This is a genomic window from Dactylosporangium sp. NPDC050588, from assembly GCF_040654975.1.
Classification (GTDB): domain Bacteria; phylum Actinomycetota; class Actinomycetes; order Mycobacteriales; family Micromonosporaceae; genus Dactylosporangium; species Dactylosporangium maewongense.
On sequence record NZ_JBFAJA010000035.1, the window covers coordinates 73,534 to 88,638 of the forward strand.

General features: G+C 71.6%; 13 protein-coding genes and 1 pseudogene. 8 read left to right on the forward strand and 6 right to left on the reverse strand.

Annotation, left to right across the window (positions count from 1 at the left end; all coding sequences use genetic code 11):
* Positions 1 to 119: 119 nt before the first annotated feature.
* Positions 120 to 1,460: an ABC transporter substrate-binding protein gene (locus AB0I21_RS24680; protein ID WP_360564490.1), complete on the forward strand. Its 1,341-nt coding sequence runs from the start codon at positions 120 to 122 to the stop codon at positions 1,458 to 1,460.
* 149 nt (positions 1,461 to 1,609) lie between these two features.
* On the opposite strand, the gene AB0I21_RS24685 is transcribed toward AB0I21_RS24680, so the two are convergent.
* A complete protein-coding gene (locus AB0I21_RS24685) occupies positions 1,610 to 1,891 on the reverse strand; it encodes a hypothetical protein (RefSeq protein ID WP_360564545.1) in 282 nt (93 codons plus the stop codon).
* Here AB0I21_RS24685 and AB0I21_RS24690 point away from each other — a divergent pair.
* From AB0I21_RS24690 to AB0I21_RS24700, 3 genes and pseudogenes are all read left to right on the forward strand, one after another.
* Positions 1,830 to 2,144, forward strand: a pseudogene (locus tag AB0I21_RS24690) (Hsp70 family protein); the annotation flags it as partial. The gene AB0I21_RS24685 and the pseudogene AB0I21_RS24690 overlap by 62 nt on opposite strands.
* A 298-nt stretch (positions 2,145 to 2,442) precedes the next feature.
* Positions 2,443 to 3,405, forward strand: a complete 963-nt coding sequence (locus AB0I21_RS24695; RefSeq protein WP_360564547.1) for a hypothetical protein — start codon at positions 2,443 to 2,445, stop codon at positions 3,403 to 3,405.
* An 86-nt stretch (positions 3,406 to 3,491) separates the two neighbouring features.
* Entirely contained in the window at positions 3,492 to 4,028 is a 537-nt protein-coding gene (locus AB0I21_RS24700) for a hypothetical protein (protein ID WP_360564549.1), read from the forward strand.
* Positions 4,029 to 4,036: 8 nt separating this feature from the next.
* Here the strand turns inward: AB0I21_RS24700 and AB0I21_RS24705 are convergent, their stop codons facing one another.
* From AB0I21_RS24705 to AB0I21_RS24720, 4 genes are read right to left on the reverse strand one after another with little or no spacing between them, the layout of a single operon-like run.
* Positions 4,037 to 4,366 (reverse strand): hypothetical protein, encoded by a 330-nt coding sequence (locus AB0I21_RS24705; RefSeq protein WP_360564492.1) that lies wholly within the window; start codon positions 4,364 to 4,366, stop codon positions 4,037 to 4,039.
* Between the two features lie 17 nt (positions 4,367 to 4,383).
* Positions 4,384 to 5,175: a carbohydrate ABC transporter permease gene (locus AB0I21_RS24710; protein ID WP_360564494.1), complete on the reverse strand. Its 792-nt coding sequence runs from the start codon at positions 5,173 to 5,175 to the stop codon at positions 4,384 to 4,386.
* On the reverse strand, positions 5,172 to 6,014 hold the full coding sequence (locus AB0I21_RS24715) for a sugar ABC transporter permease (protein WP_360564496.1): 843 nt from the start codon (positions 6,012 to 6,014) through the stop codon (positions 5,172 to 5,174). Before AB0I21_RS24715 ends, AB0I21_RS24710 begins: the two co-directional genes overlap by 4 nt.
* A 2-nt stretch (positions 6,015 to 6,016) precedes the next feature.
* The gene (locus tag AB0I21_RS24720; protein WP_360564498.1) at positions 6,017 to 7,300 is read right to left on the reverse strand and encodes a sugar ABC transporter substrate-binding protein; all 1,284 of its coding nucleotides are present in this window, start codon (positions 7,298 to 7,300) and stop codon (positions 6,017 to 6,019) included.
* A gap of 231 nt (positions 7,301 to 7,531) precedes the next feature.
* On the opposite strand from AB0I21_RS24720, the gene AB0I21_RS24725 reads away from it, so the two are divergent.
* Both AB0I21_RS24725 and AB0I21_RS24730 read left to right on the forward strand, forming a co-directional pair.
* On the forward strand, positions 7,532 to 8,308 hold the full coding sequence (locus AB0I21_RS24725) for a hypothetical protein (protein WP_360564499.1): 777 nt from the start codon (positions 7,532 to 7,534) through the stop codon (positions 8,306 to 8,308).
* A complete protein-coding gene (locus AB0I21_RS24730) occupies positions 8,305 to 8,673 on the forward strand; it encodes a GntR family transcriptional regulator (protein ID WP_360564501.1) in 369 nt (122 codons plus the stop codon). The genes AB0I21_RS24725 and AB0I21_RS24730 overlap by 4 nt, the downstream gene beginning before the upstream one ends.
* Positions 8,674 to 8,719: 46 nt before the next feature.
* Here AB0I21_RS24730 and AB0I21_RS24735 read toward each other — a convergent pair whose 3' ends face one another.
* The gene (locus AB0I21_RS24735) at positions 8,720 to 9,760 is read right to left on the reverse strand and encodes a LacI family DNA-binding transcriptional regulator (RefSeq protein ID WP_360564502.1); all 1,041 of its coding nucleotides are present in this window, start codon (positions 9,758 to 9,760) and stop codon (positions 8,720 to 8,722) included.
* Positions 9,761 to 9,954: 194 nt separating this feature from the next.
* Here AB0I21_RS24735 and AB0I21_RS24740 point away from each other — a divergent pair, with 194 nt between their 5' ends.
* Positions 9,955 to 11,742: a beta-L-arabinofuranosidase domain-containing protein gene (locus AB0I21_RS24740; protein ID WP_360564504.1), complete on the forward strand. Its 1,788-nt coding sequence runs from the start codon at positions 9,955 to 9,957 to the stop codon at positions 11,740 to 11,742.
* A gap of 26 nt (positions 11,743 to 11,768) precedes the next feature.
* Entirely contained in the window at positions 11,769 to 15,077 is a 3,309-nt protein-coding gene (locus tag AB0I21_RS24745) for a discoidin domain-containing protein (RefSeq protein WP_360564505.1), read from the forward strand.
* Positions 15,078 to 15,105: the final 28 nt, after the last annotated feature.

Below are 15,105 nucleotides of genomic sequence, written 5' to 3' on the forward strand. Positions count from 1 at the left end.
CTGGTAACGCGACGCCCGCCTGACGCAAGTTTTCCTCAAGGTCCGTTTCCTGCGCTCGGGCGGGCGCCGCGAACTGCTTATGGTCTGCGGGGCCCGTAGGCGGACGAGAGGCAGATGTCGTGGGATCCAGGACGACCCGGACGGTCGTGGCATTGGCCGGGGTGGTCGCCCTCGCGGCGGGCTGCGGCACGACCCCCGCTGCCGACGCGGGCCGGCCACTCGTCGTGAAGCTCTACGGGTCCGACGCGAACATGACGAACTCCCTCAAGGAAAAGCTCGCCGGAAATCCCGGGATTCTTTCCGGGATGGTCGGCACCACCCCGCTGCTCGCGCTGCCCGAGTCGTTCCAGGAGCGGCTGCGCGGGGTCGACCCGACGCTGGTCGACTACGGGTACGCCGCCGAGGCCTACGACGCGGTCGTGCTCGCCGCCCTCGCCGCCGAGTCGGCCCGCACCACGCAGCCGCTGACCGTCGCGAAGTACGTCGTGGGCGCCTCGACCTCCGGCACGACCTGCGACTCCGCCGCCGCCTGCCTGGCGCTGGCCAAGGCCGGCAAGGACTTCGCCTACCGCGGCGTGTCGATGCGCCGCAGCGGCCTCAGCGACAGCGGCGAGCCCTCCTCGGCCTCGTACGGCACCCTGCACTTCGGCCGGGACAACACCATCAACGCCAACATGACCGAGTACATCGGCGCCGGCGACGAGTCGCTCGCCTCCACCACCCCCGCCCCGCCGTTCACCGCCTACCCGAACTTCGGGGCGGGCGCGAAGAAGCCGGCCCCGCTGAAGGTCGGCGGGCTCATGCCGCACACCGGCCGGCTCGCGTTCCGCAGCCCGCCCCGCTTCGCCGCCGCCAAGCTCGCCGTCATGGACATCAACGCCGCCGGCGGCGTGCTGGGGCAGCCGGTCGAGTGGGTCGACGGCGACGACGGCACGGACGCCACCGTCGCCGCCGCCACCGTGGACCGTTTCGTCGGCCTGGGCGTGCAGGTCATCATCGGCGCGTCGTCCTCCAGCGTGACGAAGGCCGTCATCCCGAAGATCGCCGCGGCCGGCCGGATCCTCATCTCCCCGTCGTCCACATCGGACGAGCTGAGCGCCGTCGCGGACAACGGCCTGTTCTTCCGCACCGCCCCGGCCGACACCCTGCAGGCCCGTGCCCTCACCGACGTCATCATGCGCGACGGCCCCCACAAGGTGATGATCCTGGCCCGCGAGGACGCCTACGGCCTCGGCCTGCAGAAGAACGTGAAGGCGAACCTGGTCACCGCCGGCGTGCCCGAGGACGCCGTCCAGCTCGTGACCTACCCGGGCACCAGCCAGGACTTCGCCGGCCTGGCCGCCCGTGTCCGGTCCGCCGCCCCCGACGCCGTGCTCATCCTCGGCTACGACGAGACGGCCCTCATCGTGACGGCCCTCTACGCGCAGAAGATCGGCACGGCCGGCGCCCTGAACAGATGACCGCGGTCCGGCCCGGACAGGTGCGGCCGAACGTACGGTGACCGTCAGTGGCCCGGCCGTCACGTTGTCCGCATGCGCGCAGATCGGGTCCGGCTCGGCATCGACTTCGGCACGTCGAGCACCGTCGCCGTCCTCGGGCAACCGGACGGTCAGGTCCGGCCCCTGCTGTTCGGCGAGACGCCGATCCTGCCCTCGGCGGTCTGCGTCGACTGGCGCGCGCCCGACCCCGCGTTCCTCATCGGCCGCGACGCGATCCACGCCGGCCGGGCGCACCCGGACAGCTTCGAGCCCAACCCGAAGCTGCGCATCGACGACGGGTCGGTCCTGCTCGGCACCGCCGAGCTGCCCGTCACCGAGCTGATCGGGGCCGTGCTGCGCCGGGTCGGCACCGAGGCGGAGCGGGTCGCCGGCGCGCCGGTCGGCGAGGTCACGCTGACCTACCCGGCCTCGTGGGGACCGCGGCGCAGGTCCGTGCTGCAGGAGGCCGCCCGCATCGCCGGGCTGGCGGAGCCGGCCCTGGTCGCCGAGCCGGTCGCCGCCGCAGCGTACTTCGTCGACACCCTCGCGCAGACCGTGCCCGTCGGGCGCTGCGTGGTGGTGTACGACTTCGGCGCCGGCACCTTCGACGCGTCGGTCGTCGGCCGCACCGACGACGGGTTCACCGTCCTCGCCGAGGAGGGCCTGCGCGACGCCGGCGGCCTGGACATCGACAACGCGGTCGTGGCGTACTTCGGCGCCACCTACGGCGGGTGGCGCTCCGGTGTCGCCGGCCGTGGGTGGCGCTTCGGTGTCGCCGGCTGTGGGTGGCGCTTCGGTGTCGCCGGCTGTGGGTGCGGCTCCGGACCCGTCTGTCGCCGGCCAGTTCGCCGCCGCTCCCGTGAGTGCCGTGCCCGGCGACGCCGGTCCCGTGAGCGCGGCGCCGGCCAGCACCACCCTGGTGAGCGCGGCTCCGGTCAGTGCGGTGCCCGGCAGCGCGGCCCCCGTGAGCGCGCCCCCCGTGGCCGCTGCGCCGGGCGGTGCCGCGCCGGCGCCGGAGAGCAGCGGGTGGCCGGTGCCGGCGCCGCTGTTCACCGCGCCGCCCGCGGCACCCGTCGCCGACGCGCCGACACCCGCGTCAGGGGCACCGGGTCGCGTCGCCGCCGTCCGTGGGCTGGGGATCGCGGTGGCGGGCACGGCGCTGCTGCGGCACCTGGTCATGCTGCTGGACAGCGGGCCGTCCGCGGTCGTCTCCGGAAACGGGTTGGAGCCGGTCTTCGACTACGCCGCGCTCGGCGTGCTGGTCGTCCTCGGCGGGTGGCTGGCCGCCCGCTCGGCACACGCGCGACCGGTGCTCGGCGTCGCCGCCGGGTTCGCGCCGTGGGCCCTGCTCCCGGTCATCGGGGACATCGCCCTGGTTTCGCGGTACTTCGACTGGACCGACGAATTCTCGCTGATGCTCCCGGCGCTGTCGGCGCAACTCGTCGCGCTGCTCGCCGTGGTGTGGCTGGTCGGCCAGGCGGCGCTGCGCGCCCGCACCGCGCCACGGCTGCTGCCGCTCGGGCTCGCCGCCGTCGCGTTCTGGACGCCGCCCGCCGCGCTGCTGTGGCTGAGCACCGGCCGCTACGAGGTCATCGCGTCGGGCCAGGTGTTCCGGATCGGTCTCGCGGTCGGCCTCGGCACGCTGCTGATCTACGCGGCGGCCGGCGCCAGGCCGTGGGCGGGCTGGACCGTCGGCGCGTGGATCGGCGGCGCGCTGGTGTGGCTGCTCGGCGCCGACCTCGGCGACCGCGACCAGGGCCTGGAGACCCAGTGGGTGGCGCCGGCGCTGCTGCTCCTGGCGGCGGCCGTCCTGCTGCTGGTGCTGCTGCGCGCCGACCGCGGCGCCGCCCGGCCGCCGGGCTGGCGAAGGGCCCGGCCACCGCGGCGCTCGTCGCCGCCGGCCTCGCCGCGGCCGGGTTCGCGCTGATCCTGTGGGACCAGCTGGAGCGGTGGTCCTATCAGGCCGCCCCGAACATCAACGCCTCGGTATTCTCCGTCGCCGCGGGCACGGTCGTGCTGATCGGCGGGGCGCTGCTGCTCGTCGCCAGGCGCAGCGCCGGCGCGGCCGCGTACTTCGTCGGCGCCTCAGCCGGCCCGGTCAGCGTGCTCGCCGGCCCGACCGCCGAAGCGTTGAGCTGGACCAACGGCGTCGGCCTGGTCCTGCTCGGCGCTGCGACGCTGGTGCTCGCCGCCGTGCTGATCCGCTCCGTGCCGACCCGCCTGTCCTGGCCGCACCCCGCCGTCGCCGCCGCGTGCCTGCTACTGATCATGTGGACCACGTCCGCCGTGCCGTACAACCGCCTGGACCGCGGCGAGCAGTGGCTGATGCTCCTGGTGTTCGTCGCGATCCCCGCCACGGTCGTCTGGAAGGGCGGCATGGTCACCGCCGGCGCCCTCCTCGGCGTCGCCGCCGGCACCCTCGGCGACCAGTTCATCACCGTGTACCGCACGATCGACGACACCCCCGGCATCCTGCTCGGCCTCGCCGTCCTCGCCACCCTCACGACCGGCCTGCTCCTGGCCAGGTCCGCCCCCGACCGGACCGGCTGACCCCGGGCTCAGCGGCCGGCGGCGACGAAGGTGAGGGCCTCGCGGGCGAGGGACTCCCAGGGCTCGCCGGTGGTGGCGGAGACGGTGAGCCACTCGCGCATCGGCCTGCCCTTGTTGGCGTCCCAGCGGTCGCCCTGGCCGGCGGACACGAGGGCGTCGACGCGGGGTCTGGGGAGCTTCAGGACGAGGCGGTCCTGGACCAGCATGGCGAAGATCTTGTTGTTGACGCGCAGGGCGGCGGCGCCGAAGCCGGTGCCGCCGGTCGCGCCGGGGAGGGTGACGCCCGGCTCGGTGCTGAGCTCGTCGGCGAGCGCGTCGAAGCGGTCCTGCGGGGTCACCGGGCCACGGTACCCGATCAGCCCTTCAGGGCACCCTTGACGAAGCCGCGCACGTAGTACCGCTGCAGCAACAGGAACAGGAGCACGCACGGCACCGCGGCGGTGACGACGCCGGAGAGCAGGGTGCCGTGGTCGACGGCACCGAGGCTGCCGGACTGCAGGTTGAACAGGGCGACCGGCAGCGTGAACTTCTCGTCGTCGGTGATGAAGATGAGCGGGGCGACGAACTCGTTCCACGAGGCGAGGAACGAGAACAACGCGACCGTCACGATGCCGGGGACGACGCCGCGGAGCAGGACGTGGCGCAGGACGCCGGCCGGGCCGCAGCCGTCGATGAGGGCCGCCTCGTCGAGCTCGACGGGCAGCGCCTCAAACGAGTTGCGCATCATGAACAGCCCGAACGGCAGCTGGAACATAGCCAGCACGAGCGCGAGGCCGACCAGCGAGTTCTGCAGGCCGAGCCAGTCGAGCATGATGTACAGCGGGATCAGGATCGTGCTGTGCGGCACCATGAGGATGGTCAGGGTGGCCATGAAGAGCAGGTTCCGGCCGCGGAACGAGAAGCGGGCGATCGCGTAGCCGCCCAGGGTCGTGGCGACCACGGTGACGGCGACGGTCACGAGGGCGACGAACGCGGTGTTGCGCATGTAGACGGGCAGGCCGCTGCCGTACACCAGCAGCCGCCGGTAGTTGTCGAGCCCCAGCTGCCCGGTGCCGGTGCGGCCGTGCACCGACGCCCAGAGCGCCCACAGCATCGGGGTCAGGAACAGCACGGCGAGCGCGGCGCAGGTGGTGATGCGGGCCTTCATCGGGCGCTCCTGAGGAATCGGACCTGTGCGCCGTTGACGGCGTAGAGGACGGCGAGGATGCCCACGGAGATGGCGGCGGCGCGGCCGAGGTCCTGGGACGTGAACGCCTCGCGGTAGATGCCGATGACGACGGTCGCCGTGCCGTGGCGGCCGCCGGTGAGGATGAAGAACTGGTCGAACGCGAGCAGCGAGCTGGTCACCAGCAGCACGAGGACGAGGGTCATGGTGGGGCGCAGCAGCGGCAGCGTGATCCGTCGCATCATCTGCCAGCGGGTCGCGCCCTCGATGGTCGCCGCCTCGTACAGGAGCGGATTGATCGACTGCAGTCCGGCCATGATGATGACCATGTAGTAGCCCGCGAACTTCCACGTGATCATGACCGCGGTCGAGTAGAGCGCGTTGTCGCCGTCGCCGAGCCAGTCGACGCCGTCGCTGCCGAACAGCGCGGCGAACGCGTTGAGTGGCGACGCGTCGTGGTTGAACATGCCGTAGAACAGCAGGCTCGCTGAGGCCAGCCCGACCGCGGCGGGCAGGAAGAACACGGTCCGGAACACGGTCACGGCCGGCCCGGGGCGCTGCACGAGCAGGGCGAGCCCGAACGCCATCAGCCCGACGAGCACGGTCGCGACCAGGGTGTACTTGATGCTGAAGACGATCGCCCGGGTGAACAGGGGCTCGCGCAGCGCCTCGTAGTTCGCCACGCCGTTCGGGGCCGAATCGCCCAGCAGCGGCCAGTGGTTGAGCGACATCCACGCCATCAGGCCGAGCGGTCCGACGAACAGCACCGCCACCAGCAGCGCCATCGGCATGGCGTAGAGGAGACCTCCGGTGCGCCGCATGGTCAGCCCTCTTCCAGCGATGCGGTGATGCTTCCGTTGTGCCGGTCGAGGGCGGCGCCGACGTCACCGGGGCCGAACACCGCGTCGGCGACCGCTTCGATCCACGGGCCGTTGGGGTCGTTGAACGTCTTGCCGAACGCGACGGCGTACGGTGTCTGGCCCTTCCGCGCGATCGCCGTGAACGTCACCAGCCGCGGGTCCTGCTGGGCGTGGACGTTGTTGTCGAGGTCGCTGCGGACGGGCACGTAGCGGTTCTTCGCCACGACGTCGACCTGCGCCTGCTCCGACAGCGTCCAGGCGATGAAGTCCCACGCCTGGTCCGCGTGGCGGCTGTTGGAGCCGATGCCGAGCACGTCCCCGCCGATGAACGACGACGCGCCGCCTTCGAGGCCCGGGATCGCGGCGACGCCGACCTGGAGCCGCGACGCCTCCTCGATGTTGCGCAGGGCGGTGGCGCCCATCGGCTGGATGCCGATCAGCCCCTCGCTGAACGCCTGCGTCCACGACGGGCCGCTCTCGTTCTTCGCCGACCGGGGGACGAGTCCGTCGGCGTACATGCCGCGGTAGAACTGGAAGACCCGCGTCGCGTCGGCGCTGTTGAGCATCGCGGCGGTGCCGTCCTCGTTGAGGACCTTCGACCCGGACGCCCAGATCATCGGCCACGCCGTGGCGAACATGCAGTCCGGGCACGCGCCGCCGAAGTTGAACCCGTGCACGCCGCCGCCGAGCCCGTTGACCTTCGTGGCGAACTCGCGCAGCTCCCGCAGGCTGGCCGGCGGCCGGTCGCCGTCGAGCCCGGCCCGGATGAACAGGTCCTTGTTGTAGAACAACGCGGCCAGGTCGATGTCGTGCGGCACGCCGTAGGTGCGGCCGGCGTGCCGGACGGCCCGCATGTGCGACGGCGCGAGGTCCTCCCGGAACGGCAGCGTGGCGACCCGCGCCGTGATGTCGGCGAACACGCCCTGGGCGGCGTAGTTCGGCGCGTACACCACGTCGACGGCGAGCAGGTCCGGCAGCTGGCGGGTGCCGGCGGCCGCACCGACCCGCTGCTGGTAGGAGTCCCCCGGCATGACCGTGAGCTTGACCTTGTTGCGGTGGCTGCGGTTGTACTGGTCGATGAGGGCCCGGCTGAACGCCCCGGTGAGCGAGCGCGTCCACATCGTCAGCACGGTCCCGTCGTCGGTGGCCGCGGTCCCCGCCGGCGCCGGCCCGTGGTAGGCGCGCTGGCATGCGGCGAGCGCGAACACGGCGACGAGCGCCAGCATCCCGGCCTTGCGTAAGCCCATTGATCGCCTCCGCTCCTCGCGGAATGTTAGCGATCACATGAACATTGTCAACACCACCGTCCGGACGTTAATTGTTGATGCCGTACTGGGGTTGCGGCGATGTGAGCGGTAATCTGCGCGTTCCCCGTCGCCGGACCGGCCCGGCGGCGCCCGGCCGGGGCGAGCTTGACTTTGTAGCAAACCATGTCTCACTATGGTGATACAAAGGTTGCTACAGGTTTGGGAGGGGTCATGACCTCGTCGGACGAGCGGTCGGCACGCGCCTGGCTGGACGGCAAAGGGCTGCCGGACGCTCCGGTCACCGACCTGCTGGGCGCGCGGCTGGCCGCCCGGCGGCAGGCGCGCATCGCCGACGCACTGGTGCTGGCCGCGCTCATCATCGTTGCGTCGCTCGCGCAGGCCGCCAGCCTCAACGACAGCTGGTCGCACCGGCTGGTGCTGCTCGTGCTCGCCGCGGCGACCGCCGGGCTGCTGGTCGCCCGGCTGCTCATCGCGCGCCGGCTGGCCGCGGCCGACCGGCGGGCGGGAGCGACGCTGCCGCGCCGGGCCGCCCACGCGGTGAAGCCCGGCTGGCGGGTGGTGCTCGGCCCGGCGCACGCCGCCTTCGGCCTGGCCACGCTCGGCGTGGCCGTCGCCCTCGGGCTCAGCGCGCTGACCGTCTCCGATCCGCTGGTCCGCCAGGGTGCGGTGATCCTGCTCGTGGCCGTGCTCGGCGTCGCCGCCGGGACCGCCGTGCAGCTGCGGCAGCTGCTGACCAGCCCCGTGGTGGCGGAGGACGAGACGTCGCTGACGGTCGACGTCATCATGCGGATCGAGGACGCCAGGGAGTCCACCAGCCCGAGCGTGCTGTGGACGCTCCCGGTGGTCCTGCTGTGCGGCTTCGCCCCGGTCTGGTGGAACGTCGCGGCGTTCGGCGCCGTCGTCCTCGGCGTCGCCGCGCTGGCGCTGATCCACGCCCGGACACCGGCGAGCCTGGCCACCGCCCGGCAAGCGATGATCGTCCGATGATCGTCATCGACGCCGCCTCGGCGGTTCCGCCCTTCGAGCAGCTGCGCGTCCAGCTCGCCCGGCAGATCCAGGACCACACGCTGCCGGTCGGCTTCCGCCTGCCGACGATCCGCAGCCTGGCGACCGACCTGGGGCTGGCCGCCAACACCGTCGCCCGGGCCTACCGCGAGCTGGAGGAGGCGGGTCTCATCGAGACCCGCGGCCGGGCGGGCTCGTTCGTCTCGGCGGCGGGCGAGGCCAGCCGCGAGCGCGCCCGCCACGCGGCCGCCGACTACGCCGCCGTGATCGCCAGCCTCGGTCTCGACCTGGACGAGGCGCTCGCCATCGCCCGCGCCGCCCTCACCGCGACCCGCCCCGCCTCGTGATCAGATCGCGGATCCGGCCGTCCCCGCGACCGGATCCGCTGCCCGGTCACGCCGGGCGCGCCGGTGGTTGGATCGGGGCGACGCCGGTGGATTCGCGGACGACGAGGCGGCCGGGCTGGCGGACGACGCCCGAGTGGTGGTCGCCGTCGAGGGCGGCGAAGAGGTGGCGGACGGCGGTGGCGCCGAGCTGCTCGAGGTTGAGGTCGACCGTGGTCAGTGGCGGGCGGCACTCGGTGGCGAAGACCTCCCAGTTGTCGTAGCCGACCACGGCCACGTCGTCGGGGCAGGTGCGGCCCAGGTCGCGCAGGGCCTCGGTGACGCCGGAGGCGATCTGGTCGTTGCCGCAGAAGATGGCGTCGATGTCGGGGTGCGAGGCGAGCAGCCGTGACGTGGCGTGCCGGCCCCAGCGCTGCGACCACTGGCCGAAGAGCGGCTCGCCGACCAGGGAGAGGCCTGCCGACGAGAGGCCCGAGGCGAAGGCCAGGGCGCGGTCGCGGGCGGCGCGGTAGCCGTGGTCGCCGGTGATGTGGGCGATGCGGCGGCGGCCCAGCGAGACGAGGTGTTCGGCGGCGAGGTGGGCGCCGCCGGCGTCGTCGGCGACGACGGACAGGTCCGCGGGGTCGTCGGACTCGCAGTACGCGTAGACGACCGGCACGGGGATGCTGCGGGTCAGTGACGGGCGCAGGTCGTTGGCGTCGCCGAGGATGATGAACCCGTCGACCTGCCGGGCGAGCAGCGTGCGGATGTAGTGCTGGCGGCGGATGGCGTCGCCGCGGGCGTCGCAGAGCAGGACGCTCATCTGCTCGTTGCCGAGGGCGTTCTCGGCGCCGAGCAGGACCGGGATCGCGAAGCGGGCGGCCGACAGCTCGTCGGTGAGCAGGCCGATCGTGCGGGTGTTGCCCGAGATCAGGCCGCGCGCGAGCACGTTGGGCTGGAAGGACAGCTCCTCCGCGGCCTGCTGGACCCGCCGCCGGGTCGCCGGGGCCACCTCGTCGCGGGCGTTGAGCGCCTTGGAGGCGGTCGCGACGGAGACGCCGGCCAGCTTGGCGACGTCGGTGAGGGTGACCTGCGCGCGTTTCCTGCTCACCAGTGGCCCTTCTCAAAGCATCCGAAAACTTTTCGGCGAGCATACACATGCTCAGTTGCGTGTCACAACTGTCACAAACCGACATTCGGGTCAGATCAGCAGCGCCGCGCGCAGAAAATCGACCGTTGACACGGCGATGTCATGCTGCCATCCTTCCGAAAAGGTTTTCGTAACACAGAAAGGTGGGTACCGCAGTGACGTCGGACGCCAGCGGAGGGCCGGTGCTCCCGTCCCGCGGGGTACTGCGGCCCGTCGATCCGCGACGGGTACGCATCACCGGCGGGTTCTGGGCGCAGCGCCAGGCGGTGAACGGCACCGCCACGATCGAGCACTGCCGCACCTGGCTCGACCGGCTCGGCTGGACCGGCAACTTCGCCACGACGGGCACGGGCACCGAGCGCCGCCGCGGCCGGGAGTTCTCCGACTCCGAGATCTACAAGCACGTCGAGGCGATGTGCTGGGAGTCCGTCCGCCCCGGCGGCACCGACCACTCGGCGCGGCTGGACGAGCTCACCGCCATGATCGCCGCCGCGCAGGCCCCCGACGGCTACCTGCACACCGCGTTCGGCCGGCCCGGCCAGCCCGAGCGGTACAGCGACCTGAACTTCGGCCACGAGCTCTACTGCGCCGGGCACCTCATCCAGGCCGGCGTCGCCGCGGCCCGCACCGGCCTGGCCGGCGGCCTGCTCGAGGTGGCCCGCGGCGTCGCGGACCACGTCTGCGCGACCTTCGGCGACGAAGGGCTGTGCGGTCACCCGGAGATCGAGACCGCGCTCGTGGAGCTGTTCCGGGTCACGGGCGAGCAGGGCTATCTCGACCAGGCGGCCCGGTTCGTCGAGCGCCGCGGGTACCGCAGCCTGCCCGAGCACGAGTTCGGCTGGCGGTACTTCCAGGACGCCGTGCCGGTCCGTGACGGCGAGGCGTTCGCCGGCCACGCGGTCCGCGCGCTCTATCTCGCCGCCGGTGCCGTCGACGTGGCCGTGGAGACCGGCGACGACGCGCTGCTCGGCGCCGTGGTGCGGCAGTTCGACCGGACCCTCGCCCGGCGTACCTACATCACCGGCGGGATGGGCTCGCGGCACCTCGACGAGTCCTACGGCGACGACTTCGTGCTGCCGCCGGACCGCGCGTACTCCGAGACGTGCGCCGGCGTCGCCACCGTGATGCTCGCGCACCGGCTGCTCCTGGCGACCGGCGACCTGCGCTACGGCGACATCGTCGACCGGGTCCTGCACAACGTGATCGCCACCGCGGTCGCCGACGACGGGCAGTCCTTCTTCTACGCCAACACCCTGCACCAGCGGACCCCGACGGAGGCTGTGCCGCCGGACCGGGAGCAGCTGCGCTTCGGCGGCGGGCCGCGCGCCCCGTGGTTCGAGGTCTCCTGCTGCCTCAACAACGTCGCCCGGCTCGTCGCCTCGCTCGGCACCTACCTGGTGACGGAGGACGACAAGGGCGTGCAGGTGCACCATTACGCACCGATGACCGTCGACGCGGAGACGGTCGGGGAGCGGGTCACCGTCGACACCGACTACCCAGAAGGCGGCACCGTCGTCGTCACCGCCGACCGGCCCGTCACCGTGCGGGTGCCGGCCTGGGCGGACGGCGCCACGCCGACCCGCGACGGCGACCAGGTCCGCCTGGACCTGCCGGTCAAACCCCGCTGGACGTTCCCCGACCAGCGGGTCGACGCGACCCGTGGCTGTGCCGCCGTCGAGGTCGGCCCGGTCGTCATGTGCGCCGAGTCGGTCGACCAGGAGGACGGCGTCACCCTCGACGACCTCCAGGTCGACACGTCCGTCGCCCCCGAGGCCACCGCCGTCAAGGGGCGCCTGCTCCATCGCGTTGAGCGCGGCTGGCCGTATCAGGGCCGCGAAGACCAACCCGAAAGCTCCGATCCGATCGTGGTCACCCTTGTGCCCTACCACCGCTGGGCCCGGCGCGGGCCCTCCACGATGCGGATCTGGCTGCCCACCACCTGACCCCCACCCGAAATGGAGGTGACGCGATGCCACACCCCCGCTGGAAACTCAGGCTGGCAATCGCGTTGACGACCGCCCTGACCGGCTCGATCGGTGCCGCGATGCTGGCCGCCAACCCGGCGTCCGCGGCACAGACGATCGGCTACCCGACGTTCAACGGGCCGGCCGTGCCCGCACCACCGGTCGCGATGAGCACCGGCAACACCATGCAGGCCATCTTCGACGCGGAGAGCGGCGGCACGGACTTCTGGATGGACCGGCTGCTCGCGCGGCCCGGCAGCGACCCCGCCGGCACCTGGCTGATGACCCGCGGCCGGGGCGTGTTCATGAAGACGCACACGCCGGCGACGCTCGGCTTCGGCGGTGACGTCGCGTACTGGGAGAGCATCAACGGGCAGGGCGCGTTCACCGTCACCGCCGGCACCGGCACCTGGACCGAGCAGGTGTCGCAGCGCTGGCAGGCGCCCAGCCACTGGAAGAGCGTCCACACCAACGGATCGCTGCGGATCAACCAGACGAAGTTCATCACCCACAACAACGTCGCCGTCGACAACCTGGCGATCACCAACACCGGCACCGCCTCGCAGACGATCGCGCTGCGGGTCACCTCGCCCTACGCCACGTCCGGCAGCGGCAACGAGCTGACCGGCCAGGTGGGCGTGAAGAACGCGCTCACCACCCTGTACCCGCGGCTGTCCGCCGACGGGTTCACCGCCACCAGCGGCGGGCTCAACCGGTCGGTGACGATCGCGGCCGGCGCCACCGTCACCACCAAGGTGCTGCTCGGCTTCGTCGCCAACGAGATCCCCGACTCGCTCACGGAGTACAACGCCTACAAGGGCTACAGCGCGGCGACCGCCTTCTCGACCCACGTGCGGGACTACAACCGCTGGTGGGCCGTGAACGTGCCGTATCTCGACGTGCCCGAGCCGGCCATCAAGAAGAACATCTACTACCGCTGGTGGCTGATGCGCTTCAACTACCTCGACGTCGACATCCCCGGGCAGGACTTCCAGTTCCCGGTCTCGGTCGAGGGCGCGCTGGGCTACAACAACGCGATCGCGCTCACCCAGCCGATGCACATCGACGACCTCAAGTACCTGCGCAACGCCGCCTTCTCCTACGGGCCGTGGCTGTCGGTCGGGCAGACGTCCAAGGGCGGCCGCTTCATGGACAACCCCGGCGACCCGGAGAACTGGTCCAACAGCTACACCCAGTACATCGCCGAGGCGGCCTGGCGCAGCTATCAGATCCACGGCGGGCAGCCCGCGATCGCCGGCAACCTCGCCAAGTACGCCGAGGGCGACGTGAAGGGCCAGCTGTCCTACTACGACCACAACAACAACGGCCTCATCGAGTACGACTGGGGCGCGCTCACCGGCAACGACGCCGACGCCGTGTCGTTCCACTGGCGCTCCGGCAACATGGACCGGGCCGAGTCCGCGTACGTCTACAGTGGAGCGCTCGCCGCGGTCCAGGCGTACACGGCGATCGGCAACACCACGAAGGCCGCCGAGATGCAGGCGATCGCCGATCGCATCCGCAACGCCATCGTGTCGACGCTGTGGGACTCGACCAACAAGCTCATCGAGCACCGGCACGTCTCCACCAACGCGCTCGTGCCGTGGAAGGAGATCAACAACTACTACCCGTACTCGGTCGGCGCGATGCCCAACACCGACGAGTACAAGCAGGCGCTGCGCCTGTTCGCCGACCCCGCCGAGTACCCGGTCTTCCCGTTCTTCACGGCCAACCAGAAGGACAAGGCGGCCGCCGCCGCGGCGGGCCAGCCGGGCAGCAACAACTTCTCCACCATCAACTCCACGGTGCAGTTCCGCCTGTACTCCTCGGTGCTGCGCAACTACCCCAACCAGTGGATGTCCACCGAGGACTACAAGAAGCTGCTGTACTGGAACGCCTGGGCGCAGTACATCGGCGGCAACACCCAGTGGCCGGACGCGAACGAGTTCTGGGCCGACTGGAACGCCGGCACGAAGAACATCGACTACCGGTCCTGGATCCACCACAACATCCTCGGCAGCAGCAACTGGACCGTCATCGAGGACGTGATGGGCCTGCGGCCCCGCAACGACAACCAGGTCGAACTGAGCCCGCTCAACATCGGCTGGCCCAACTTCGCCGCCAACAACCTGCGCTACCGCAACGCCGACCTCAGCGTCGTCTGGGACGACCCGGCCGACGGCGTCGTCAAGTACAGCGGCATCCCGCAGGGCTACTCCATCTTCGTCAACGGCACCCGCGTGGCGACCGTCGACAAGCTGGTCCGCCTGGTGTGGAACCCGAGCACCGGCGCGGTCACGTTCCCGGCCGGCGGCGGCGCGACCGTGCAGTTCAGCGCGGCGTACTCGGGCCTGCAGGCGCCGGCCCAGGTGAGCCAGACCAGCGCACAGATGGTCGACATGTTCAACAAGGCCGGCGTCGACCTGACCTCGACCCTGCCGAACTACGCGCAGGGCGTGGCCACCTCCGCGTCCTACACGGCGAGCGGCACCGCCGGCGCCAACGCGGTCGACGGGTTCCCGATCAACGAACCGACGTGGGGCACCTACGGCTCGCCGAACGCCACCGACTGGCTGGAGCTCAACCTCGGCCAGGCGCGGACGGTCGACGAGGTGCGGCTGTGGTTCCGCAACGACCGGGCCACCAACCGGTACCGGCAGCCCAGCTCGTACCAGATCCAGTACTACAACGGCAGCGCGTGGGTGAACGTGGCCGCGCCGGTGAAGACGCCGGGCACGCCACGGGCGAACTACAACGTCGTCAACTTCACCGCCGTCAACACCACTAGGCTGCGGGTGCAGGTGACCCACGCGTCGGGCTTCAAGACCGCCTTGACCGAGGTCAAGGTGTACAACCGGGGCGGCGGCACCGTGCCACCGCCGACGGGCGGCAACCTCGCCCTGAGCGCCACCCCGAGCGCGTCCTACACCTCGTCGTGGGAGAGCGTGGCCGCGCTCAACGACGGCATCGACCCGCCGAGCTCCAACGACACCGTCAACCCGCGCTGGGGCACCTGGCCCAACACGGGCGAGCAGTGGGGGCTGCTGACCTGGTCGAGCGCACAGACGCTCAACTCCGCCGACGTCTACTTCTTCGACGACAACGGCGGGGTGCGGCTGCCCGCCTCGTGGAAGTTGCAGTACTGGAACGGCACCGCCTACGTGGACGTCGCCGGAGCCTCGGGCTACCCGCTCGGGATCAACCAGTACAACCACGTGACGTTCACGGCGGTGAGCACGACCAGGCTGCGGGTGCTCCTGCAGAGCGGCACGGCCTCGGTCGGCCTCCTCGAAGTCAAAGCATTCGGTCCGTAACGACATGCACACCGCTCGAAGGCCCCCG

Bases quoted from the DNA above. Each gene is read 5' to 3' on its own strand.
- AB0I21_RS24720 (WP_360564498.1), bottom strand. From the start codon at position 7,300: ATGGGCTTACGCAAGGCCGGGATGCTGGCGCTCGTCGCCGTGTTCGCG.
- AB0I21_RS24725 (WP_360564499.1), top strand. From the start codon at position 7,532: ATGACCTCGTCGGACGAGCGGTCGGCACGCGCCTGGCTGGACGGCAAA.
- AB0I21_RS24745 (WP_360564505.1), top strand. From the start codon at position 11,769: ATGCCACACCCCCGCTGGAAACTCAGGCTGGCAATCGCGTTGACGACC.
- AB0I21_RS24710 (WP_360564494.1), bottom strand. From the start codon at position 5,175: ATGAAGGCCCGCATCACCACCTGCGCCGCGCTCGCCGTGCTGTTCCTG.
- AB0I21_RS24715 (WP_360564496.1), bottom strand. From the start codon at position 6,014: ATGCGGCGCACCGGAGGTCTCCTCTACGCCATGCCGATGGCGCTGCTG.
- AB0I21_RS24730 (WP_360564501.1), top strand. From the start codon at position 8,305: ATGATCGTCATCGACGCCGCCTCGGCGGTTCCGCCCTTCGAGCAGCTG.